26 protein-coding genes are annotated in these 23,479 nt (G+C 39.0%); 13 read left to right on the top strand and 13 right to left on the bottom strand.

Going from position 1 to position 23,479, the window contains the following annotated elements; all coding sequences use genetic code 11:
- The first annotated feature begins 116 nt into the window (after window positions 1-116).
- From MKY51_RS02525 to MKY51_RS02515, 3 genes are all read left to right on the top strand, one after another.
- Window positions 117-1,196, top strand: a complete 1,080-nt coding sequence (locus MKY51_RS02525) for a diguanylate cyclase (protein ID WP_339175096.1) — start codon at window positions 117-119, stop codon at window positions 1,194-1,196.
- A 33-nt stretch (window positions 1,197-1,229) separates the two neighbouring features.
- Entirely contained in the window at window positions 1,230-2,309 is a 1,080-nt protein-coding gene (locus tag MKY51_RS02520; RefSeq protein ID WP_339175094.1) for a diguanylate cyclase, read from the top strand.
- A gap of 237 nt (window positions 2,310-2,546) precedes the next feature.
- Window positions 2,547-3,599 carry an acyltransferase family protein gene (locus MKY51_RS02515; protein ID WP_339175092.1) on the top strand — a complete coding sequence of 351 codons (1,053 nt, stop codon included), beginning with the start codon at window positions 2,547-2,549 and terminating at the stop codon, window positions 3,597-3,599.
- Window positions 3,600-3,646: 47 nt separating this feature from the next.
- Here the strand turns inward: MKY51_RS02515 and MKY51_RS02510 are convergent, their stop codons facing one another.
- Both MKY51_RS02510 and speB read right to left on the bottom strand, forming a co-directional pair.
- Window positions 3,647-4,279 carry a GDSL-type esterase/lipase family protein gene (locus MKY51_RS02510; protein ID WP_339175091.1) on the bottom strand — a complete coding sequence of 211 codons (633 nt, stop codon included), beginning with the start codon at window positions 4,277-4,279 and terminating at the stop codon, window positions 3,647-3,649.
- A gap of 372 nt (window positions 4,280-4,651) precedes the next feature.
- Window positions 4,652-5,524: an agmatinase gene (gene speB / locus MKY51_RS02505; protein WP_339175090.1), complete on the bottom strand. Its 873-nt coding sequence runs from the start codon at window positions 5,522-5,524 to the stop codon at window positions 4,652-4,654.
- Window positions 5,525-5,851: 327 nt separating this feature from the next.
- Here speB and MKY51_RS02500 point away from each other — a divergent pair, with 327 nt between their 5' ends.
- Window positions 5,852-7,909, top strand: coding sequence for a PBP1A family penicillin-binding protein (locus MKY51_RS02500; protein ID WP_339175088.1), 2,058 nt, complete (start codon window positions 5,852-5,854; stop codon window positions 7,907-7,909).
- 307 nt (window positions 7,910-8,216) lie between these two features.
- Here the strand turns inward: MKY51_RS02500 and MKY51_RS02495 are convergent, their stop codons facing one another.
- Complete coding sequence (locus MKY51_RS02495; protein WP_339175086.1) at window positions 8,217-8,729, bottom strand: YwhD family protein; 513 nt, start codon at window positions 8,727-8,729, stop codon at window positions 8,217-8,219.
- 65 nt (window positions 8,730-8,794) lie between these two features.
- Between MKY51_RS02495 and MKY51_RS02490 the strand changes: the two genes are divergently transcribed.
- Window positions 8,795-8,980: a 2-hydroxymuconate tautomerase gene (locus MKY51_RS02490; protein WP_079524602.1), complete on the top strand. Its 186-nt coding sequence runs from the start codon at window positions 8,795-8,797 to the stop codon at window positions 8,978-8,980.
- 146 nt (window positions 8,981-9,126) lie between these two features.
- Here the strand turns inward: MKY51_RS02490 and MKY51_RS02485 are convergent, their stop codons facing one another.
- Window positions 9,127-10,428 (bottom strand): HD domain-containing protein, encoded by a 1,302-nt coding sequence (locus MKY51_RS02485; protein WP_339176561.1) that lies wholly within the window; start codon window positions 10,426-10,428, stop codon window positions 9,127-9,129.
- Window positions 10,429-10,555: 127 nt separating this feature from the next.
- Entirely contained in the window at window positions 10,556-10,780 is a 225-nt protein-coding gene (locus MKY51_RS02480; RefSeq protein ID WP_008404549.1) for a DUF1450 domain-containing protein, read from the bottom strand.
- Window positions 10,781-11,012: 232 nt separating this feature from the next.
- Between MKY51_RS02480 and MKY51_RS02475 the strand changes: the two genes are divergently transcribed.
- Window positions 11,013-11,654 carry an RsfA family transcriptional regulator gene (locus MKY51_RS02475; protein WP_339175085.1) on the top strand — a complete coding sequence of 214 codons (642 nt, stop codon included), beginning with the start codon at window positions 11,013-11,015 and terminating at the stop codon, window positions 11,652-11,654.
- 19 nt (window positions 11,655-11,673) lie between these two features.
- On the opposite strand, the gene MKY51_RS02470 is transcribed toward MKY51_RS02475, so the two are convergent.
- Entirely contained in the window at window positions 11,674-12,501 is an 828-nt protein-coding gene (locus tag MKY51_RS02470; protein WP_339175084.1) for a biotin/lipoate A/B protein ligase family protein, read from the bottom strand.
- Between the two features lie 165 nt (window positions 12,502-12,666).
- Here MKY51_RS02470 and hemQ point away from each other — a divergent pair, with 165 nt between their 5' ends.
- A complete protein-coding gene (hemQ, locus tag MKY51_RS02465; RefSeq protein ID WP_079524598.1) occupies window positions 12,667-13,404 on the top strand; it encodes a hydrogen peroxide-dependent heme synthase in 738 nt (245 codons plus the stop codon).
- An 89-nt stretch (window positions 13,405-13,493) separates the two neighbouring features.
- Here hemQ and MKY51_RS02460 read toward each other — a convergent pair whose 3' ends face one another.
- A complete protein-coding gene (locus MKY51_RS02460; RefSeq protein ID WP_339175083.1) occupies window positions 13,494-13,676 on the bottom strand; it encodes a hypothetical protein in 183 nt (60 codons plus the stop codon).
- Window positions 13,677-14,083: 407 nt separating this feature from the next.
- Between MKY51_RS02460 and gerQ the strand changes: the two genes are divergently transcribed.
- Both gerQ and MKY51_RS02450 read left to right on the top strand, forming a co-directional pair.
- Window positions 14,084-14,404 (top strand): spore coat protein GerQ, encoded by a 321-nt coding sequence (gerQ, locus tag MKY51_RS02455; RefSeq protein WP_339175082.1) that lies wholly within the window; start codon window positions 14,084-14,086, stop codon window positions 14,402-14,404.
- Between the two features lie 75 nt (window positions 14,405-14,479).
- A complete protein-coding gene (locus tag MKY51_RS02450) occupies window positions 14,480-14,707 on the top strand; it encodes a hypothetical protein (protein WP_339175081.1) in 228 nt (75 codons plus the stop codon).
- Window positions 14,708-14,922: 215 nt separating this feature from the next.
- Here the strand turns inward: MKY51_RS02450 and MKY51_RS02445 are convergent, their stop codons facing one another.
- The 6 genes from MKY51_RS02445 to MKY51_RS02420 all read right to left on the bottom strand — a co-directional run bounded on the left by MKY51_RS02445 (window position 14,923) and on the right by MKY51_RS02420 (window position 19,553).
- Window positions 14,923-16,608: a methyl-accepting chemotaxis protein gene (locus MKY51_RS02445; protein WP_339175080.1), complete on the bottom strand. Its 1,686-nt coding sequence runs from the start codon at window positions 16,606-16,608 to the stop codon at window positions 14,923-14,925.
- Window positions 16,605-17,801 (bottom strand): M20 family metallopeptidase, encoded by a 1,197-nt coding sequence (locus MKY51_RS02440; protein WP_339175079.1) that lies wholly within the window; start codon window positions 17,799-17,801, stop codon window positions 16,605-16,607. The genes MKY51_RS02445 and MKY51_RS02440 overlap by 4 nt, the downstream gene beginning before the upstream one ends.
- Before the next feature lie 134 nt (window positions 17,802-17,935).
- Complete coding sequence (locus MKY51_RS02435) at window positions 17,936-18,316, bottom strand: DUF423 domain-containing protein (RefSeq protein WP_339175078.1); 381 nt, start codon at window positions 18,314-18,316, stop codon at window positions 17,936-17,938.
- Between the two features lie 39 nt (window positions 18,317-18,355).
- Window positions 18,356-18,628 (bottom strand): YwdI family protein, encoded by a 273-nt coding sequence (locus MKY51_RS02430; RefSeq protein ID WP_339175076.1) that lies wholly within the window; start codon window positions 18,626-18,628, stop codon window positions 18,356-18,358.
- Entirely contained in the window at window positions 18,625-18,807 is a 183-nt protein-coding gene (locus tag MKY51_RS02425) for a uracil-DNA glycosylase (RefSeq protein WP_339175074.1), read from the bottom strand. Before MKY51_RS02425 ends, MKY51_RS02430 begins: the two co-directional genes overlap by 4 nt.
- A 65-nt stretch (window positions 18,808-18,872) precedes the next feature.
- Window positions 18,873-19,553 (bottom strand): uracil-DNA glycosylase, encoded by a 681-nt coding sequence (locus MKY51_RS02420; RefSeq protein ID WP_339175073.1) that lies wholly within the window; start codon window positions 19,551-19,553, stop codon window positions 18,873-18,875.
- Between the two features lie 165 nt (window positions 19,554-19,718).
- Between MKY51_RS02420 and thiD the strand changes: the two genes are divergently transcribed.
- The 4 genes from thiD (at window position 19,719) to MKY51_RS02400 (ending at window position 23,474) form a co-directional block, all read left to right on the top strand.
- Window positions 19,719-20,567 carry a bifunctional hydroxymethylpyrimidine kinase/phosphomethylpyrimidine kinase gene (gene thiD / locus MKY51_RS02415; RefSeq protein WP_339175072.1) on the top strand — a complete coding sequence of 283 codons (849 nt, stop codon included), beginning with the start codon at window positions 19,719-19,721 and terminating at the stop codon, window positions 20,565-20,567.
- A gap of 229 nt (window positions 20,568-20,796) precedes the next feature.
- Window positions 20,797-21,147: a YojF family protein gene (locus MKY51_RS02410; protein ID WP_339176560.1), complete on the top strand. Its 351-nt coding sequence runs from the start codon at window positions 20,797-20,799 to the stop codon at window positions 21,145-21,147.
- A gap of 13 nt (window positions 21,148-21,160) precedes the next feature.
- Entirely contained in the window at window positions 21,161-21,838 is a 678-nt protein-coding gene (gene bshB2 / locus MKY51_RS02405) for a bacillithiol biosynthesis deacetylase BshB2 (RefSeq protein WP_339175071.1), read from the top strand.
- A 280-nt stretch (window positions 21,839-22,118) separates the two neighbouring features.
- Complete coding sequence (locus MKY51_RS02400; RefSeq protein ID WP_339175070.1) at window positions 22,119-23,474, top strand: YjiH family protein; 1,356 nt, start codon at window positions 22,119-22,121, stop codon at window positions 23,472-23,474.
- The last annotated feature ends 5 nt before the right edge of the window (window positions 23,475-23,479 follow it).

The following is a 23,479-nucleotide window of genomic DNA, read 5'->3' as shown; positions in this document are numbered from 1 at the left end:
TAATTTTGCGCTTACTCGTTCAATCAACTTGATTTGAACGATTTTTATTTGATTCCCCTATTTTTATAGTAATTTTCATTCAAAACTGTAATGATTAGTGGATAAAGGAGCTTATTATGTTAATCGAAATATTATCTTACTTCTCTATATTATTTACGTTTACACTTTTAATTTATTGGCCATTTATCAACCATTTTAAACAAACGCCGTTCATCCATCGTACACGTCCATATGTAATCGGAATGAAATTTGGTATAACAGGTCTCATTTTGACATTCTCTGCTGTTCAGCTTACGAATGATTTCATGATGTACATTCAATATATTCCGGTGTTATACAGTGGCTTACTAGGCGGGTCATTTGCTATTTTAATCAGTGGTCTAATTATAGGAATCGGACTTTTTTTCCTTCCATATTTGGCATTGGTACCGATGATTCTCAATATTAATTTCTTTGTTGTTGTTGTGACGTTATTCTTCGTCACAAGAAAATATGAAATGACGAATAAGAATATATTTTTATTTTTCTGGGCATGTTTTATCGAAACATTTGTCGCATTATTTCTTGGGCTTTGCTTCCAGACAAAAAGCTTTGAATACTTATTGCTCTACGGTATATTTACGATTTTTTCATTTTATTTCATCTATATTGTCATTCGCCAAATAAAGCGTGCCAATGATACGGTAAAACAGACGACTCATTTGAAAAGGATCGATTTTTTGACGCAGTTGCCGAACAATAATGAAAATGAAAAACATATACAATACTTGATAAAAAAGAAATCCCCTTTCAATTTATTGCTCGTGGATATTCGGAATTTTAAAACGCTTAATTTACAGTATGGTTTTTCTACAGGTGATCTTGTCATTAAACAACTTGCCCAACACTTGATGGAATATGCGAAAAAAAATGAGGCTTATGTCGGCCGACTCGGCGGTGAGGAATTTCTTATCGTTTTAAAGGATGTACCTCCTGCTGTTGCAATTGTAGAGGCGAATAATTTAATTACTACGATTGCCCAACAACCGTTCGAAGTATCCGCAGATTTATCCATACATATTTCCGTCACGGTAGGAATAAGTTCCTATCCAGCTAACGGACAAACATCTTCGGAGCTTCTTGAAAATTTAGTGATAGCAAAACAACAGGCAAAAACAAAACTATCTTCTTATTTCCATATAAATAATCTAAAATAATGGGTATTAATAATTACGAAGGTGGGGGATGCCATGTTTTTTGAGCTGACAATCAACTTTTCGATTTTATTTTGCTTCACAATTCTAATTTTCTGGCCTTTCATTCAATATGAAGATAATCCTTTTATCCATAAATATAAGTCGATCATTGTTGGTGTGACTTTCGGGTTCGCTGCCTTTATCTTGACTGCATTGGCTACTCCGTATGCTCACGGAATGTTAATAAACAACCGGATTATTTTTGTGCTTTTCAGTGGTTTGCTTGGGGGACCTGTTGCTATTGTCATTACTGGCTTTTTCATTGCAATGAGTCGGTTTGTTTTATTGTACACAACAATATTATCGTTCGTAATAATGCTGAATACTTTACTCGTGACATTAATTGCGTCCTTTATAGCGTTTAAACGTCCGATTACGTATCAAAATATCCCTATCTATTTTTTTATCATAACGATCGAACACCTCATCATTCTTATTATTTTTGACCGTTTTGCAGTAAATGGACTGTCTTATTTAATTCTTTATTTCATCGTTTCGGTTCTCACTTTTTATGCTGTCCGAAAAATCTTAATGCAGCTTGAAGATAAAAATAAACAAATTAAACAAATCTATGCATTAAGAAAAACGGATTTGCTCACACAGCTGCCGAATAATATAGCGATTGAACAAAAGTTATTTTCCTATGTAAACGCAAAAATACCTTTTGAGCTGCTTCATATTGATATTCGGCAGTTTCGGGAAATGAATTATATGTATCACTATAAAGCCGGCGATGAAGTGCTCGTACAAATTTCAAAAATGCTGAAAGACCAGCTGCCGGAAAATGCGCATATTGGGCGTATTGATAGTGATGAGTTTTACGTAGTACTGCCGGAAATGGCTCCTGCAGAAGCAATTACTTTAGCCTATTCAATTAATAAATCTGTACAGCAGCTCACTTTTGAAGACTACCCTTCCAATCAACTGACTCTTGCAATTGGCATTTGCTCTTATCCGCAAAATGGACAGACCGTCAAAGAACTTTACCGCTTATCAAATGAAGCTTTATTGAATGCAAAACAGCAGAAAAATATTCAGATTTGCCATCATAACCAAATTAAGCATCGAAAATGAAATGGTGTGTTAAAAGTCAAAAGCTTATAACACACTTTTTTCTCCATTCAAAAACCTAATATTCCCCTCTTTATAAAATGATTTGCATTTCTTCTAGGATTTCAGAAACCACATGAACCCTTAATATCCGTGATTTACCTTTTATTTAACAATTACATATCTTTACTGTTACATTCCACTACTTACATGAAAGAAGGGTATATAATAACAGCATATTTTTTTTAGAGGTGTTTATTGATGAAAAAACGGATAACGTGGGTGGATATTACGAAAGGATTCTTAATGATCCTTGTCGTTATCGGGCATTATCCTGGAGAGCTTGAATTTCCACTTGCGAAATATATTTACTGGTTCCATATGCCAGCATTTTTCATATTAAGCGGTTTATTCTTTAAGCCGGTTTTAGAAAAAAAGGATATAAAGCTGACGGTTTACAAACGGTTCATGCAATTAATTTTCCCTTACCTATTTTTCCTTACGAGTATTACACTGGTCCGTTATGGAATGGAGATTTCTTCAGGCAATTTAGATATACAATGGTATCTTAATGACTTATGGACAATTGCCGTGGGAGGGCGTTTTATTCGTGGAGCATATGGTGTTTTCTGGTTTGTAACGACATTGTTCTTCACATATTTATTATTCATGTGGTTGACGACCTACTTCAGCCGGATGAAACAGTTTATTATTTTAGGACTCTTTTATGTTCTAGCACATTTTGAGAGTATCATCGCAATGGACGTTATTAGCGGCAAGCCATCCGAAGCGGCACAATCGATTCCAATGATTTGGAACATTGATGTGGCACTGATGGCAATCGTCTATTTTGCAATCGGGTATTATTTTAAAGAATTATGGATGGATGTTTCCAAAAGATTGTTGGGTACTGCCGTGTTCGTGAGTGCGACAGCGGTATTACTCGAAAACTTCAATATTATCGAGTATCGACTGAGCATGAAGTTCTTACGTTATGACCATATTCTGTTGGATTTGGTCATTCCTATATCTTTTACAATTGTCTTAATAGGATGCTTCCAGTTGCTCGCGGAAAGACTGTCACTCAACTGGCTGCAGAAAATAGAGAACCACTCGCTTACCATTATGTATCTGCATATTTTTGCGGATATTATTTTAAATGATTATTTCACGTACGGGCTAATTGGTTATACGATGATCGGGTTATTCATTCCTATCATGGTTTCAATTTTAATAAAAAAATGGATTCCGTACGGGACAATTTTGCTTGGCGGGTTTTCAATCAAGAAAAAAAGGACCCCAATATCGATGTAAAAAGCTGGACCTCTTCTGACGAGGTCCATCTTTTTATATTACCCCTTTTATTTCGAGCGAAGCTGATCGACCCAAACTTTATACCCTTTCCCATTTACATGGAGCCCGTCTTCTGTATATTGCTTATCCAGTTGTCCGTTTTTATCAACGAAACTTGAGTGCAGATCGATATACTCAATGCCTTTATCTTCTGCGATCCGTTGTAGAATAACATTAAACCGCTTCACTTGATCATTTGTCACTTCATTTCCGAACAACCCGTTATTCACAGGCAGAATTGATTGTATCGCGAGTTTTGTATCTTTCCCTTTAAATGAATCCACAATTTTCTCGACATTACGTTTATATACATCGTCTTCTGTTTTGTAGCGGAGATCATTGACACCGATCATTAAATAAGCCTCTTTCGGGTTGCGGTCCACTACTTCCTGAACACGGTTTAATACCCCTCCTGACCAATCGTTTCGGATTCCTCGATTGAGTACAACTTCATTGGGAAAGTATTCCTGGAATTCTCCGTAATCGGAAATACTATCACCAATAAACACTTTATCTACATTACTCATGGATGAATTTTCAAAGACGCTTTTTTTCGTAAAGTAATAAGCAGAATCCGTTTTAGGAGAAGGCGTTGACTGCATTTTTGCTTTTACAAACTCAATTCCTCCGATATTTTTCAATACATAACCTCCTGTTCCTAATAGCACTACATTGAATAACAATGAAATAATTAATAAAATATTACCCTTTCCCAACATAAACACTCCTATTTCTAACTTGCCCCTTGATTCATATCTATGTAATAGTCTCAGTTTATTTAAAGCGATGATGCTTCCTTATTGTGGGATGCTTCGAAATCCACAAATCGACCAATTCATTTGTCACAGCAGCATACTAATCTTTACCCCATTAAATTTAAGCTGTAACATGGTGTATTTTCGAACTTATGTATTTATTTACCTCTACTAAATCAAATAAAAAAGGCACTCAGTCGAGTACCTTTTCTTAAACATTAGCGGATATCCTCTAATGTCTTACTATATTTAAACCTGCTACTTCACCCAGCCTAAAATCATTTCGCGAATTAATTTTGCAGCAGTATTTACTGTAATTTCTGAGTGATCATAAATTGGTGCAACTTCAACCAGGTCAAAGCCGACAACATTTACTTCAGAGCGTGCAATTTCATGAATTGATGCCAATAGTTCCTTCGGTGTAATACCGCCCGCATCGACAGTGCCTGTCCCAGGTGCATGTGCAGGATCCAATACATCAATATCGATTGTTACATAGACATTGCGTCCTTTTAAATTAGGCAGCACTTGCTTTAACGGCTCGAATACTTCAAACAATGAAATATGCATACCGTTTTCTTTTGCCCATTGCAGCTCTTCTTTTAAGCCTGAACGAATTCCGAATGAATAAACATTTTCCGGTCCGATTGTATCTGCAATTTTACGAATTGGTGTGGCATGTGAGTACTGCTCTCCTTCGTAATCCGTACGTAAATCTGTATGTGCATCAAAGTGGATGATTGCTAAATCTTCGTACTTTTCATAGACTGCTTCCATTACAGGCAGTGATACTAAGTGCTCTCCGCCCATTCCTACAGGTACTTTATCGTCAGCCAGTACTTGACGGACAAACGTCTTAATTTCTGCTAATGATTTTTCCGGATTACCGAATGGCAACGGAATATCCCCTGCATCAAAAAACGGTACATCTGCCAGCTCACGATCCAAGTAAAAACTGTATTCCTCCAGACCAACCGACACTTCACGAATTCGGGCCGGACCAAAACGTTGACCTGGACGGTAGCTTACTGTCCAGTCCATTGGCATGCCATATAAAACAGCTTTACTTTCTTCATAGTTTTGGTGGCTTTTAATAAACATATTTCCTGCGTAAGTTTCATCAAATCTCATTTACAGTCACCTATACCCTTCTCTATTTTAAATTGAATATTATAAATCGATTTCTTAATTTAGAATGCATAGCGATAGAAGATTTTGCTCATACTAAATCTAACATATGAAACTTTTGATTCGCTATTTTCGTATAATTAAGTGCAACTGACATAATTCGACATTATGGATTGCTTTTGTAATAGCTGCATATACGACTAAATTCGTAATACGCGCTACGAAAAAGTATAGTTGTTTTCATTAAAAGTGCAATAGAATTTTCATTACTTTTTGTAATTCATTAAATTTATATTGCTCTCTATTAAATAAGAAATGAGGTGGAAAAACTTGAAAAGACAGCAATATAAAAAACGAAAAAAGCGAAAAAATTTCGTGAAAAAAATCGGACTCTTTATGATTGCCCTTTTATGTTTTTTCGCTGTTATGTTCCTATCATTACGTATATATGCACAAGTTGCCGGAGCACCGCCACTTACCGTTCCGAAAGCTTCAATTTTTCTAGATAGCAACCATAATCAGATAGGTGACTATTTTACAAAGGAGCGCCGTTATTGGACAGACCTTGATGAAATTTCACCTTACTTACTCGATGCTACTGTTGCGGTAGAAGATAAAGATTTCTTCGAGCATAGCGGTTTTGACTTTTCCCGGATTGCAGGTGCCGTATTGGCGGATATTAAAGCCGGTGGTAAAGTTCAAGGTGCCAGTACACTGACCCAGCAATATGCACGGAATTTATATTTATCCCATGAAAAGACATGGAACCGGAAGTTAAATGAAGCCCTTTTTGCATATCGGTTGGAGTTATTTTACTCAAAAGAAGAAATTTTAGAAGGCTATTTAAATACGGTTTATTACGGACACGGTATGTACGGTGCTGAAGCAGCAAGCCGTTACTTCTACGGTAAATCCGCGAAGGACCTGACATTGGCTGAAGCTTCGATGCTTGCGGGCGTACCAAAAGGACCGACGTATTATTCGCCGCTTAATAACTTGGAAAAGGCAACAAATCGCCAGCAAGTAATTTTACGGTTAATGAAAGATCAAGGGAAAATTACAGAGGATGAAAAAACTCGTGCCACTTCAGAACAGGTTGCCCTAAAAAGTGATGAATGGATTGCGACAAAATCAATTGCTCCCTATTTTCTGGATGTTGTATGGGAAGAAGCAAGCGATATTTTAGAAGAGAAAAACCTGAGTATTAGCGAAGGTGGCTGGACGATTCAAACAACACTCAACCAGGCACATCAACGCGCAGCAGAAAATGCAATCAAGACGAATATGCCGAACAATGATTTACAAGTTGGTTTTGTTAGCATGGAAGCTGATACTGGCTTTGTAACAGCACTTGTCGGCGGGCGTGATTACGGTGTAAGTTCATTTAACCGTGTTGCATTAGGTAACCGTCAGCCGGGTTCTGCCATTAAGCCGATACTGTATGCTGCGGCACTGGAAAAGGACTTTAATCCGATGTCCTTCCTGGATGTGAGTGAAACAACCTTTACGTATGATAATGGACGAGCAACTTATACACCGCAAAACGTCAATAAAAAATACGCTGATCATGAGCTTTCGATGGCGCAGGCATTGGCGATTTCCGACAATATTTATGCGGTAAAAGCACTAGAAAACATCGGCTACCGGTCTTTCCGCGATGTTCAGAAACGTTTCGGGCTCAACTATTCCGAAAAAGATGTACCGTCCATTGCACTCGGAACTGCAGAAAACTCGCTGTATGATTTAACAAACGCCTACAATATCATTGCTGCAGGCGGAGAAAAACGACAGCCGACAACTGTATTATCCATTACCGATGCCAAAGGAAAAGTCGTTTACAAATATAAGCCACCTGAAAAAGAACAAGTCATTTCCAAACAGGATGCATTCATTCTAACGCAAATGATGACAGGTATGTTCGACCCTGTATTCAGTGATTATTCTCCGGCAACCGGATTATCATTGCGTGCACGTATGAGTCACACATATGCAGCCAAATCAGGAACGACAAACAGTGACCAATGGATGATTGGCTTCACACCAAGCTTAACAGCAGGTGTATGGAATGGCTATGACCAAGGTAAAACATTATCTGTCCAGGCAGATATGGCCGCATCCAAGCAAGTATGGATTGATTTCATGGAAACAGCACTTGATGGTAAGGCGAATGAAACATTCACAATGCCGAGTGGTGTAGAACCAGTAACTGTCGACATCCGTACAGGTAAACTGGCTCACGAGTCATGTTCTACCCAGCGCGTTGTTTATATGAAAACCGAAGATGTACCAAAAGAATCTTGTGCATCATTCGATTTGTTCAATCAGGATTCATGGGGCAATTTCTTTGAATCATTACCGTTTGAAGCATTACGTAACTTCTGGGAATAAATTTAATTAAAAAAGCTCTTTCGTATCCGGTTCTAGTCCGTGACACGAAAGAGCTTTTCTATTGTGGTCATGAAAGGTTGAGAACCATGGGGCATTCGGCTTGGGAAAGTTCAAATGCCGCATACTGCTCAACCTGTTTCATATCCCACATGTCCTAGCCTACTATTTCGCAAGCTTTAAATTCAGTTTACTTTCTTTTAGAACCAGTTTCAACCACGGATTTTTGTAGTTTTTGAAATGTCACATATTGTTCACTGAATTGTGTAATATTTCTTATAAAATATAGATTTCGTTAAAGAACCCAGTATTATGCTAAATCCTGTCTTAATTTTTCTTCACTGTTGTTCCACATTTCTTCATTGTGGCTTTTCAGGAAGTCGGCCAATATTTTCTTTGAAGCTTCATCCATATGGTCGACAATAATGTGGCGCTTCATCGATTTATCCATTTTGTTCACATGGTCCGCCAAGATTTTGTAGCCACGGCGTTTTTCACGGTTTACGACCATTTCACATGCCGTTACACCGGCAAAATAGGCACCGGATTCTTTATGGTCAATTGTTACCCATACAAGCCAGTAGTCTTTTCCGCCTGCAGAGTCTTCACGGTTCATCGTAAACTTAATGCCGCGCTCCACTTCACTTTTCGCATGCATTGCTCCGATATCGACAACTGCTGTTCCTTCCGTGACATCGACAATGACCGGCGAAACGTTTTCCAATGAAAGTGAACCAATACCGAATCCTTTATGCCCATCGGTAGGATCATTTTTTATTATCGTAAAACCCATTTTTGGTTTCGATTTTTCTTCATTTGCCATTGTAAATCCCTCCAAATACGCTAATATAAATACTATACACTATATTTTAACTAGGAGGCGACTATATGCCAATCGTTACAATTAAAATGGTTGAAGGCCGTACAGATGAACAAAAACGTGCACTCGTTGAAGAAGTGACACAAGCTGTTTCTAAAACAGTAGACGCACCAGTAGAAAATGTATCAATCATTATTGAAGAAATGTCTAAAAACCACTTTGCAAAAGGTGGCGTACGCTACAGCGACCAGTAATGGTTGGGCAGCGCTGAATTTCAGTTACTAAATAAATACGAAACACCTCACTTTTCTCCAGGGATAAGTGAGGTGTTTTTTTGAATTTGATGCTGTAATTAATCGGAGTTTTCCCGCCTATTTCCCCAAGGGGTCTCCTGCTCATATTAAATTTCATCAATCAGCTGTTTAATTTCGTTGCGCAATTCTACTGGAATCCGCTCGTCTGTAAATAGCTCTTCGGGATAATACACTTTATGGTCCACTTTGATGCGACCGGCAATTGCTTCAACAATTTGGCTTTCCTCCGATAGTTCATGCTGCTTTCCATCCTGCATTAGCAGATAAATCGGCTTCTTCGTCCCTTCAATGCCCGGACGGTAAAAGTCATACGGTAAATCTGATGTAGAATCATGCACTAAATAATATTCCGGGTCAATGCCCGCCTGTAAAAATAAACGTTGCAGCTCTGCATATACTTCCGGCTGCTTGTAAGGATTCAAATTCGTATATTGGAACAATTTCCGGTTGACGAATCTCTTGCATAAATCACGTAAAATCTCATCGTCCTCTTCCATCCAAAACTGGAAATAGGCCATCATGATATTTTCATCAAGTGCAATATAGTCTTCCAATGTGATATTCCCTTTGAAAAAAGATATAAAAGGTGTCGGCTCGATTTTAAATAGATAATCATTTTTGCACAGCACTTTCACACGTTTTAAAATATGATTCAGCACAACTTCCGCGCTTCTCGATACCGGGTGGAAATATATTTGCAAATACATTTGGTAGCGGCTCATAATGTAGTGCTCGACTGCATGCATTCCGCTTTCTTTTATTACGACGCCATTATCGCGCGGACGCATAACACGCATGATGCGTTCCATATCAAAATGACCGTAGCTGACACCTGTATAATACGCATCGCGCTGCAGATAATCCATACGGTCAGCATCGATCTGACTGGAAATCAGGCTGACAACCAATTCATTTGGATACGTTTTTTCAATTACTTGCGCCACCTTTTCAGGAAAGTCATCTGCCACTCGGCGGAGTACGGTATTTACCTCTGTATCCCCAAGCAGAATCTGGCGTGTAAAATATTCATGATCTGTTTCAAATACATTTTCAAACGCATGCGAGAATGGTCCATGCCCCAAATCATGCAGTAATGCGGCACATAATACGAGTAACCGCTCGGAATCATCCCATTCTTTTCTTCCTTTAAAAACATCATCCACAATACGACGGACAATTTCATAAACTCCTAATGAGTGATTGAATCGGCTATGTTCAGCTCCGTGGAACACTAAATACGTCGTACCAAGCTGCTTGATACGGCGCAGTCTTTGAAATTCTCTTGTTTTGACCAAATCCCAAATGACTTGATCCCGAACGTGAATATAGCGATGGACAGGGTCTTTAAAAACTTTTTCCTCTTGCAGTTTTGTTTTTGCATATGTCATCACATAGCCCACCTCCTTATCTCTTAACATCATTATAAGTGAGATACCATTGAAATAGAAATGAATCCGCCGAAAACGCAAAAAGGACGTGTTCTGAAATACTTCAGAACGCGTCCTTTTTACGCTGTTACTTTTTCAATTTGTCGAGTACCTTTACCATTAACTCCTCTTCAGTTAATGCGGCAACTGGACGATTATTTACAAATGTAAATGTTTTTTTGCGGCCCGGGCCACAGTATGAATGACAGCCAATTTCAATCGTTGCTTCTGGATCAATTTCCTTTAATTTTGGAATTAACGTCTTTAAATTAACGGCCTGACATTCATCGCAAACGTGGAATAAGTTTGCCATAGTGTCAACACCTCTCTATGAGCTATTTTCGCTGTTTTAACCTATTTGCTATTGTATCTCATTTTACTTATTTCATTCAAGCATTATCCTAGCAATTCCGGCCAAAGTTCTGCTAGGAACATATTTCTCATTATTCTAGCAACATTTTACGATATATTGAATAAATGTTTTCGCCTTTGGACATGATAGATTTACAACAACAAAACTATTATTAATTCAGGGGGAGTTTTTGATGACAAAAACAAGACAAGATGCATGGGTGAAAGAGAATGATGAGCTGTTAGCAGAGGCTGTTTTACGCCATGTAAAAGAAGGAAGTACTCAATTAAATGCTTTTGAAGAAGCTGGAGATTTACTGAACCGAACAGCAGCAGCATGCGGTTTTCGCTGGAATGCCGTAGTCCGACGCATTTATGAAGAAGAGTTGGCACAAGCGAAAAAGGAACGTAAAGAACGTATGCGCATGATGAACACAGCTACAAAACGCAGAACAACACCAGTATACTTACTGCCGTCAAATGAAAATCAGCCAACATCGATTCCATTATCGGCCTTATCACTCGATATCGTCATTGCATACTTAGTACAACTGCAGCATACGAATTCAAATGAGCAGGACTTACTGAAATGGCGCAAATTGACTTCACTGTTAACGGAACAGAAAAACCAGCTTGAACAACAGCTGGCAGCACTGCAAAAAGAGAATAAAGCGATTAAAGAAGATTACGAGCAGTTTGTTTCGATTATGAACCGCGCAAGACGACTAGTAGCCTTAGAAACAGATACTGAAGCCACGCCAACATTCAAAATGGAGCGTAACGGCAACTTGATTTCCCAAACATCGTTAAATGATTCAGGCGAAGCGCTATATTAGCACCTCGCCTTCTTTTTATTTATTTACTTAGCATTGATTCATTGCGCTTGAACACGCGGTCCAAATAGTAATTGTACAATTCCATTTCCTCTTGCTGTAATGGCAGTTCGAACAGCTGGCCATTCTTTTCGCTCAATAGATTGCGCAGTCTTTCATTCACTTCGAATACTGTCACGTTTTGTCCAGTAAGTTCTTGAAGTGACGCCATGACTCCCGGCTTGATAACCGGATACTCGAATTTCGTTTTCTCGCCTTGCAGACCCTTTTCATAAAAACGTTTAATCAGTTCCGCACGCTCACTGCCACTGCCTTCTACGCATAAATAAATTTGGACAGCAATACCGTTTTTCATGCGGCGCTGCGAAATACCAGCAAACTTTTGCCCGCCAATACTTAAATCATATGAACCTGGACAATAAGAACCAACAATTTCATATGCTTCTATTTTCGTTGCAATTTCAGGGAATAACTGACGTATCAGATCCACCATCATTTCAAACGCATTATTAATACTTAGTGGCTTGTCCTCATTTACTACAATTGAAATATTTAAAACTCCCGCATCCAATACAACCGCCAGTCCTCCTGAATTGCGGACAATCGGTTCATAACCACTGTTTTTCAATGTTTCCATCCCTTGCTCAATATAGGGCAAACGGTGATCTTGGATTCCGAGTACGACTGCGTCATGATGAACCCATGTACGTATTGTCGAATTGGTCATTTTCTGACCGACAAGATGACATAATGTATCATCCATTGCAAAGGACTCTAACGGTGAGCGCTTATTCGCACTGATTGACTGATCGATAAAACGCCATATTGTCTGCTGCAAAATATCATTCATATTTTATACTCCTAGCCTAATTTTTCCTCACTTTAGCATACCGTATTTTAAAGTCATGTCAAATTGGTGAATTGACAGATTTTACAGTTGTGAAATGATATTTTTTCCTGAAACTATGCTACACTAATTGTGAATCATTTTCATTTACAAGGAGTGTTTGAACAGATGAATGAAGCAGCAATTACATTAGACGGCTGGTACGCACTACATGATTTCCGCTCAATGGACTGGGCATCATGGAAATTGGTTTCGGCTGAAGAACGCGAAGCCGCTACAAAAGAATTTATCGCATTTTTAGAAGACTTAAATAAAGATACAGGTTCGAATGCTTTTTACTCAATTATTGGCCAAAAAGCAGATTTCATGATTATGACTTTACGTGAAACACCTGAAGAACTAAATGAAATCGAAACAAAATTCGCGAAATTGGCGATTGCCGATTTTACAATTCCAACGTATTCTTACGTTTCTGTAGTCGAATTATCGAACTATTTAGCAGGTAAATCAGATGAAGATCCATATCAAAACCCGCATGTTCGTGCGCGTTTATATCCTGAACTGCCTAAATCAAAATACGTATGCTTCTATCCAATGGATAAAAAACGTGAAGGCAATGACAACTGGTACATGCTTTCAATGGAAGACCGTAAAAAATTGATGTATGACCACGGTTTAATCGGCCGCAGCTATGCAGGTAAAATCAAACAGATCATTACAGGTTCTGTCGGTTTAGATGATCATGAATGGGGCGTTACATTATTCTCTGATGATATGCTTCAATTCAAGAAAATCGTTTATGAAATGCGTTTTGATGAAGTTTCAGCACGCTACGGCGAATTCGGCGAGTTCCTGGTCGGAAACTTGCTGGACAATGAAAAACTGGAAAAACTGTTAGCGATTTAATGACTTATAAACCCGTTCTGCCTTGGTATCTTCAAGGTTGAACGGGTTTATTTTTTCCCGGAAACGTAAAAAGATGAGTCGATTGATTACTACTCATCTTTTACCGTATGATCATCCTGCATTTTTAAAATTATTATGATTGTATTAATGAATAAACCGATGACGATTAGAAGAACGAATAAATACCAATGTATCGGCTGTTCGTAAAAAATTGCGACCGCAAAGGACAATAATGCGCTAATGATTATGCCTAACCAAATCCCTATTTTCATGATGTTCCACTCCCGCGCTTTTCGTCAACACCGGCAACAATCTCTCATTTATTTACTTATCTTTACCCATTCCATTGAAACTTATTACATATAACCGAACTAATTATCCTATTGTATGTTGGTTGGTCAAAAAACAACACTGTTTTGGTGTTCATTTTTTTTATTGATGCATATACTAAATCGAAAAAGGAGGTCACATCGAACGCCTAAACTTCGAATAAAAGGTTTACATGCCGCCCTTCTTTCTCGGATACGGTGCGGCAAAAGGTGATGCAAGTGCCCTGCTTAGTGTGAAAACAAAGAAACAGCAGCTATATCTCCGTTTACTGTTTCTTGCACCGACGACTGCAGTCTATTAAATTTCTTTATGAAAGGATGCAAAATTGACTTATTATTGGACGTCTCCAATGCAACAGATGAATCCTGCGACGGTTCCGATGCCTACAACGATGCAAGGTATGCAAGGAGTAGGCATGCCACGTGAGGAATCCTATATCGAGAATATTTTACGGTTAAACAGAGGGAAACCAGGTACGTTTTATTTTTCATTTGATAATGCGGTAGCTGGCAGTAATACGCGGGCGGTTCGTGGAGTTGTGGAAGCAGCCGGTCGTGACCATGTAATTTTACGCGATTTGAAAAATAACCATCGCTTCCTGTTCCCGATGATTTACTTCGATTATGCGGAGTTCGATGAAGAATTAAGTTACTTTACACAGCAACCATAAAAAGTAAGGCGCCCTAATCAAGCGCCTTTTTTTGTTGCCTAATAACGCTTATAAGATGAATTGAGGGGCCGTGAAATGATTTTATTAGAACAATTGAGGGGTTTATTAGAACATTCGAGCGTGATATTAGAAGAAGTTAGCGGGTTATTAGAAGAACGGGAACGGATATTAGAAGTTGGCAGAAATAACAGTGTACTGGAGCAAGGATTGCCTGAGATTAATGTACCAAAAAGCCTTGCCTTGATTTTATTAGAACAAATGAACAGCTTATTAGAACAAAATGGTGCGATATTAGAAGATTGAGCCCCGATATTTGAACATTTTAAAGTGATATTAGAACAACTGCACGATATATTAGAAAATCGCAATTTTATTAGAACAAATCAATTTATATTAGAAGAAAAAATTTTTTATTAGAAGAAGCACCCTTTCACTATAATGTAATTCCCTTCACCTTATACGGAATGTTGCCCAAGAATAGCAAAAACGGCACCTTTATAAGGTACCGTTTTGAAGTATCATACTTTAAACTGCTGGATTTCCTGTTGGAGTGTTTGTGCATTGTCGCTTAGCGATACGGCCACTGCATTTACTTGTTGCATTGTAGCGGTCTGTTCCTCTACTGCTGCCGCGATCATCTCCAAGTTACCGCTTGATTCATTTGAGCTGTGGGCAATTTCATTAACCGATGCCGTCACCTGTTCCGCACTTGCAGAAAGCTCTTCGGAAGTAGCTGAAATTTCCTGGATTTGCATTGACATTTGCGTTACTGCATCTACGATTGTTGTAAACGATTCACCGGCATGTGAAATTATCTTCACGCCATCTTCCACAGAAACTAATGAATCCGATACGGCACGTTCAACGTTTTCTGTATCTGCTTTTATTTCAAGTGTTAAGTTAACGATAGAATGGGCGGATGATTTCGATTGCTCAGCCAGCTTTCGCACTTCATCTGCTACAACAGCAAAGCCTTTGCCATGTTCCCCGGCGCGCGCTGCTTCAATCGCTGCATTTAATGCCAGTAAATTCGTTTGATCCGTAATCGATGTAATTAATTGCGAAATATTATTAATTTCTTCCGTTTGTTGTGCCAGCTTTTGCACTAAAGCATTCACAGAGTTTGTCGATGAGCTGATAATGCTCATTTGTTGTTGGGCATCATAAATAATTTGCCCACCGTCTTTAGCTGTCTGTGTTGCATCAACCGAATTCCCAAGCAATTTTTGAGTTGATTCCGCAATTCGTTGGACACCTGCAGCTGTTTCTTCCATTGCACGGGCACTTTCATTTGAAGCATGTGCAGATATTTGTGCTCTTTCGGCTGTATCATTTACGCGCACCGTTACATCTTCCGTCGTCGCCGAAATTTCTTCGGTACTTGCCGAAAGTTCCTGTGCTGCCGCATTTACTTGCTCTGAGTTAACCTGAATGTTTTTAATCAGGTTTGATAAGTTATTTTTCATTGAATTGAACGCGTTGCCTAACTGGCCAATTTCGTCCTTTGATTTCACTAGAATATCTTGCTGCGATAAATCTCCTGCTGCAATAACATTCGCTTCATTCACAATACCATTTAATGGCGAAATAATTGTTTTACGTATGTATACCATAACAAGTATGCCAATAAGAACACTGATAGCTAAAGCGATACCGGCAACTAAAACAGAAAAGGCGATTGAATCATCTGCTTTCTTGTTGATCTCATCGAGCATTTTTTCCTGGTATTCGACCATCTGAGCTGTTGCATCGAACATTCCGTCATTCGCCGCGCGCAGCTTTGTATTAATAAAACCGTTTGCGAGTCTTTGTTCTCCCCGTTCGAAAGCATCCATCATATCAAGATAACCGTAATTGAAGTCATCCCGGTTTTTAACGACTTGTTCCATCAGCTCTTTCATCGTACCGCTTGATACGAGTTTATTTAAATTATCAATCTCCTGATCCAATAATTCGTTGTATTGTTTAAAGCTATCGACAGATTCTTCTTTGCCGTCAAAAACAATTGCACGCACATACATTCCTTGCATTGCGACATTAAAACGGATTTTATCCACAGAACGAATTTGCTCTACCCGGTAATCGATTGCTTCATCCATATTTCCCTGTATATTTTTTAAACTCATATAGTTAAGCACTACTGTAATCAAAATTAATATGATCATTATAATTAGTGCAGCATTTAACTTTTTCCCTACACTCATGCTGATTCCTCTTCTCGTTGTTCATTTAGTAAAAATTGCAATGTTGCCTGTCCTAAAACTTTCGCAGCGATGAGCATTGCCCGTTCATCAAAATCAAAGCGTGCATGATGATGCGGGTATACCGTTTCCCATTCCGGATTCTTTGCCCCTGTAAAGAAGAAAGTCCCTGGAACATGCTGCATATAGTAGCCGTAATCTTCCCCTATCATAAAAGGAGGACAAACCGTGACTTTTTCAACACCTGGTGTTTCATTTGCTATTTGTGCAACAAATTGTGTTTCAGCTGCATGGTTGATTACAGGCGGATACCCATCGAAATACTCGAAACGATAGTCAGCATGCATCCCTAAACATGTTGCTTTCAATAATAATTCGATTTCCTCTTTCATCTGTTTTCGCACTTGTTCATCAAAGGCACGTACAGTTCCTTGAATTTTTACTGTATCCGCGATGACATTGAACGGATTGACCGCTTCAAATTGTCCGACCGTCACTACACCCGATTCAAGTGGTGCAACACGGCGCGAAACGATGGTCTGCAATTGCGTGACAAAGTGTGCACCAACAACGATTGCGTCAACCGAGTGCTGTGGTTCTGCACCATGTCCGCCCTTGCCTTGGATTACAATTTCAAATCGGTCTGCCGCAGCCATAATGGCGCCTTCCCGTACAAGCACTTCTCCTAAAGGAGTCGGTGCCCATAAATGGGTTCCGTAAATTACGTCCACACCGTCCAAACAGCCATCCTCAATCATTGCTTTTGCCCCGCCTGGAGCGAGCTCTTCAGCATGCTGATGGATGAACACAATATTGCCGGACAGTTGATCCCGCATTTCTGTCAAAACTTTAGCCAAAACGAGTAATGTTGCGGTATGACCATCGTGTCCGCATGCATGCATTACTCCCTCATTTTTTGATTTATATGGAAAATCATTTAGCTCCTGAATTGCCAATGCATCAAAATCCGCACGTAAAGCAACGGTCTTTCCTTGTTTTGCCCCTTTTAATGTGGCTACAACTCCGCGCCCTCCAACAAATTCTCGTACTTCCAAACCTAGTTCACGGTGGAAATTGGCAATGTATGCAGGTGTATGTACTTCGTGATGGGATAGTTCCGGATGCTCATGTAAATAGCGTCGGATAATTACCATCTCTTCAAAATTTTCTTCTAACTTTAATAATAATTGGTCCATTTTCCTTACCCCTTTACTCTCTTACTTTATAACTATACAATAAATTCAAATAATTTAGATAAAAGATTTGATTTTCCTAACAAAATAATAAAAAAAGCATATACTTCCATTTCAAGAAGTATATGCTACGAGTATTATTGAGTCTTTTTTACTACTGCTATAATAATCATAATCCAGCCCACTAAAAAGAATACCCCACCGATAGGAGTAATGGCACCAAGTATACCGATTCCTGTTAAGGCTAATACCATTAAGCTTCCCGCGAAGATTATAATACCTGCATTAAAGCAGATCATCGCAATTTTCAACTGCTTCACTTCACCGAAAACCGCTTTTGACATTAAAATACCGACTAAAACAAGCGCCGTCGCATGGAACATTTGATACTGGATTGCTGTATCCCAAATCCCGGCACTGTAATCATCGAGTATATCTTCCAGTGCATGTGCTGCAAAGGCACCTAATGCTACTGCTAAAAATCCGTGGATTGCGCCAGATATAATTGAACCTTTCATTTCTTTTACCTCTTTCTTTATCTAATACTGATTTCTTTGTTAAAAATCAAACAAGGAGTCGCCGTTTGCGTCGTCTTCTTCAAGCTTTTGTGCTGGAATTGCAACCGGTTGCGAGTATACAGGTGACGAGATTGTTGTACTCATGCTATTTATGGAAGCAGGTTTTGGCGAACTGATTTTGTCGTCTAAAACGACATCACATAGCGCACGAATTGCCGCAAGCTTTTCACGGGCTTGTTGTTCTGTTGCCGCGTGTGCTGCTTCTGATGTCAACTTTTCAATTTGCTTAACAATCGATTCATACGTAATCATCGTTTTTGCCCACCTTCTCTATTTTTCGGTACAAATTTTAAGCAGTCCATTCCCGAAGACTGTTTTACAACGAGAGATGGCAGCTGCTTCGTTTTAAAGCCATATGCTGTGCAACCGCGCGGATTGGACTGGTCCCATGTCACACGGAAGTGCTGGCATTTAAAGCAATCTACTTTCATGTGCCGTTCCCTCTCTTTCTATCAATACTTTACCATGCTTTTAGGCAAAAGTTTAGCTTGTTTCCCTATTTCTTCGATAGGCACCAGTCAATCGGCTGTTGTCCTAATGACAGGAGTGCTTCGTTTGCTTTTGAATACGGTTTGCTTCCGAAAAAACCGCGATGTGCGCTTAACGGACTTGGATGTGGCGATTGGAAAATAATATGGTTGCTTGAAATTCGTTCAATTAAATTTCGTTTACTTTGGGCCGGTTTTCCCCATAATAAAAATACAATCGGCTGCTCACGTTTTGCGAGGTTTTCAATTATCGTATCCGTAAACCGTTCCCAGCCTTGCCCTTTATGTGAATTGGCTTTTCCTGCTTGTACAGTTAAAACGGTGTTCAGTAATAATACGCCCTGCTTGGCCCACGATGTTAAGTCTCCATGCTCCGGGATTTCGCAGCCAATATCCTGCTGCAGTTCCTTCATCATATTTTTTAGACTAGGAGGCAACTTTTGCCCTTTTTCAACTGAAAAGCTCAATCCATGGGCCTGATTCGGACCATGATACGGATCTTGTCCTAATATGACTACTTTTACTTGATTGTAGTCCGTTAACTGGAGGGCACTGAAAATATTCTCCTTCTTCGGATACACTGTTTCTTCCATATATTGCTGCTCTAAAAATGTTACAAGCTGTTTATAATATGGCCGCTCCACTTCTTGAGCCAATAAATCTTTCCATCTATTCGTCAACTGTTTCATCATAATTTCCACCTCATTTTAAACGCTATTGAATATGACGTAAAAGTGCAAGCACCTTTTCTGGCATTATAGATTTTTCGTTTTCTGGCTATTTTTATATAGTCAGCTAAACGTTATACTTAAATTAATTATAATTCGAATATTCACTTTAAGGAGATATGCTTTATGACACTAAAAAAAACTTTAACGATTGCCGGTTCTGATACTTCTGCAGGCGCAGGAATGCAGGCCGATTTAAAAGCTTTCCAGGAACATGGCACATACGGAATGGTCGCATTGACAGTTGTTGTGACAATGGATCCGAAAACTTGGAGCCACTCGGTTACACCACTGCCGACAGAATTATTGCAAAAACAAATCGATACAGCCCTTTCAACAGGTGTCGATGCCATTAAGACAGGTATGCTTTCAACTGAAGAAATTATTCAAATGGCATCAAAAGCAATTCAGGCTTCCGGTACAGATAAAATTGTCATCGATCCAGTAATGGTTTGCAAAGGCGAAGATGAAGTATTGAACCCAGGCAATACGACAGCCATGATTAAATATTTATTACCCTATGCAACAGTTGTCACACCTAACCTATTCGAAGCTGGACAGCTGGCAGGTACAACAACGCCGAAAACAATCGAGCAAATGCAGGCTGCCGCTGTGAAAATTCATGAGCTAGGCGCAAAAAATGTTGTAATTAAAGGTGGAAAAGCCTTAGTACATGATAAAGCCGTTGATTTGTTCTATAATGGAGTAGAATTTAAATTATTAGAAACTGAAAAAGTTTCTTCTACTTATAATCATGGGGCAGGCTGTACTTTTGCAGCGAGTATTTGTGCAAACTTAGCAAATGGTCTTTCTGTTGAGGAATCGGTTATTGAAGCGAAAGAATTCGTTTCAGCAGCGATTAAACACGGATGGGCTTTAAATGAGCATGTTGGACCAGTAATGCACGGAGCTAAACCACGTTTCGGTGCACCTGAAGTTACGGTTACAACAATTCCAAATTATGTTAAAGCATAATGCATAAAACTTCTACAAGTAGAAGTTTTGCCTCCGGCGGATGTCACAGATTCGGCTAGGAATTCTTTGCGTCAACGCAAAGCCGAATCCGGACGCAATTACGCCGAGGCGTACTTCATATAGCTGCGTCACACAGGAACTCATTTCTTGTGTGACTTTTTCGTTTCCCAGTCGAATATATTTTGACTATACTATTAATAGAAAGATTCGAAAGGAGTTAATAAGAGTGATGAAGGAAGTAAATACTAACGAGCTCCAGGAGTTAATTAATTCTTTTGCGAACAAAGACGTTTTTATTCATCTAGAAACTACAAACGGCTCTTATGCAACACATTACAATGAAAGCTTTTTCAATGCAGGCGCATTTATCCGCAATGTACAAATACGCTATGAATTAGGAAAAGTGGTAGGAGATGCCCCGCACCGTGTTGGACTTAAAATGCCGCATGGCTGGGTCTACGCGCAAGGAATTACACATTTCGAACTGGACGATGAGGGCCGTTTACTAATGGCTGGTTTAGATAATACTGGAAAGCTGGCGGTTGCATTAGAAATCAGCGAAACGCCATTTGCTTATTAAGGAGGTCGCTAATATGACATTACAAGAAGAACGTCACGTTTTAGTCGTTTATCCGCACCCGGATGATGAAGCCTTTTCAGTTGCAGGTACATTACGCTTATTCCACAACATGGGAGTTCCCGTTACATATGCTTGTTTAACATTGGGCGAAATGGGACGAAACTTAGGAAATCCTCCATTTGCAACACGCGAATCATTGCCGGAAATTCGCCGGAAAGAGCTGATGGAAGCATGTGAAGCAATGGGTATCAGTGATTTGCGTATGATGGGTTTACGTGATAAAACAGTCGAATTTGAAGATGATGAAAAAATGGTCAAGCTCGTGAATGATTTGATTGTCGAGCTGAATCCATCATTAATCTTCACATTTTTACCTGGTTTTGCTGTCCATCCCGATCATGAAGCAACTGGACGCGCGGTTGTCGAAGCGGTACGTCGTATCGATAAACAGTACCGACCTCGAATTTTAGCTTGTGCATTTGCGAATGACACAGTTGAGAAAAACGGTGAGCCGGATGTTACAATCGATATCGAGTCCGTCAAAGCAGATAAGTTAAAAGCTTTAAAGGCACATGCTTCTCAAACAGCCTGGATGATTCAAGACGCGGAAAAACGGGTAGATACTGGTGACGTCTCACTGGATAACTGGTTAACAAATGAAAGATTTTATACTGTCACTTTTAATGATTAATGTATATTTATAATTTTAAGGACGTTTGCATATTTTTTGATTTGCAGACGTCTTTTTTCTCTTATTCATCTTTTGCATTTTTATTCGGTTCATTTTTAGCTTATTTCTTCAAAAATATGATGTTTATTGCATATAAACTTTTCGTCGGCCTAATTATATTCATTTTTTAATCAGTATAGTTTTCAGAAATATTAATCTTTATGTAAAACAGTAGACAAATGAATAATCACGTTTTATAGTGTATAAATATTCAAACTAACAATCAAAGAGGTTATCATATATGAAAACAAAATTTTCTACGTATACTTGGTTTCTGTTTATTGCCCTTTCTGCTCTTGGTGTATTTCTGTTTATCACACCGATTAATACAGAAGACGGCATAAAAGTACCGATTGCGATCCTGGCAAACTTTTTGGCAGGTAAAGTAGAGCCATTCATTCACTGGTTCGCATTCATTGTATTTATTGTTGCGGCGGCAGGATCTGTCGTAATGCAATTTATTCCGAAAAAAACAGAACAGCGTACACTCGTTGATTCATTATTCCGTGTGAACTGGTTCTGGACAATCATGCGTGTGCTTGCAGTTGTATTTGCAAGTATGTATGTTTTCCAAATCGGGCCTGAAAGTTTAACAAGTGATGTGACAACAGGCGTGTTACTTGATCCGGCGGCAGGTCTTGTAACTTTCATGTTTGTACTGTTTTTATTTGCCGGTTTATTGTTGCCTTTATTAACAGACTTCGGTTTACTTGAATTTTTCGGGTCGATGATGGTAAAAATTATGCGTCCCCTATTCAAAATTCCAGGACGCTCTGCTATTGACTGCCTTGCTTCTTGGGTGGGCGATGGAACGATCGGCGTATTGCTTACAAGCAAGCAATATGAAGAAAAAAACTATACAGGCCGTGAAGCAGCAACAATCGCGACAACTTTCTCGGTCGTATCGATTACTTTCTGTTTAGTAGTAGTTGAAACAATAGGCATTGGTGATTACTTCATCGAATTTTATGCTTCTGTCATTATTTGCGGATTAATTTTAGCATTCATTATGCCTCGTATTTATCCTTTAAAACAAAAAGCAGATACGTTAATCGATGGCTCACAAGTGCCTGCAAACCGTGAAGATGTACAAGATGGCTATAATGTATTCTCTTTTGGATTACACAATGCTTTATCAAAAGCCAATTCTAACCGTAACTTAGGTAAAATGATCAAAAACGGATTTATTAATGTACTGGAAATGTGGTTTGCGGTTACACCGATTATTATGGCATTCGCCACAATCGCTTTAGTGTTAGCCGAGTTTACTAGCTTCTTCCGTATATTAGGAATGCCATTTGAGCCAATTTTAGCGCTTCTGCAAATTCCTGAAGCCGGTGAAGCTGCACAAACGATGATTGTCGGTTTTGCGGACATGCTGTTACCTTCTGTTTTAGGTGCAGGCATTGAATCTGAAATGACACGTTTCTTCATCGCGACAGTATCGGTTACACAGTTAATTTACATGTCGGAAGTCGGCGGACTGATTTTAGGTACGAAGCTTCCATTAAAACTTTGGGATCTATTCATGATTTTCTTAATTCGTACAATCATTTCGATTCCAATTATCGCAGCAATTGCACATTTATTATTTTAATTAAA

It is taken from the genome of Solibacillus sp. FSL R5-0691, from assembly GCF_037974225.1.
Lineage (GTDB): Bacteria > Bacillota > Bacilli > Bacillales_A > Planococcaceae > Solibacillus.
This window is presented reverse-complemented; position numbering and strand designations above follow the sequence as displayed.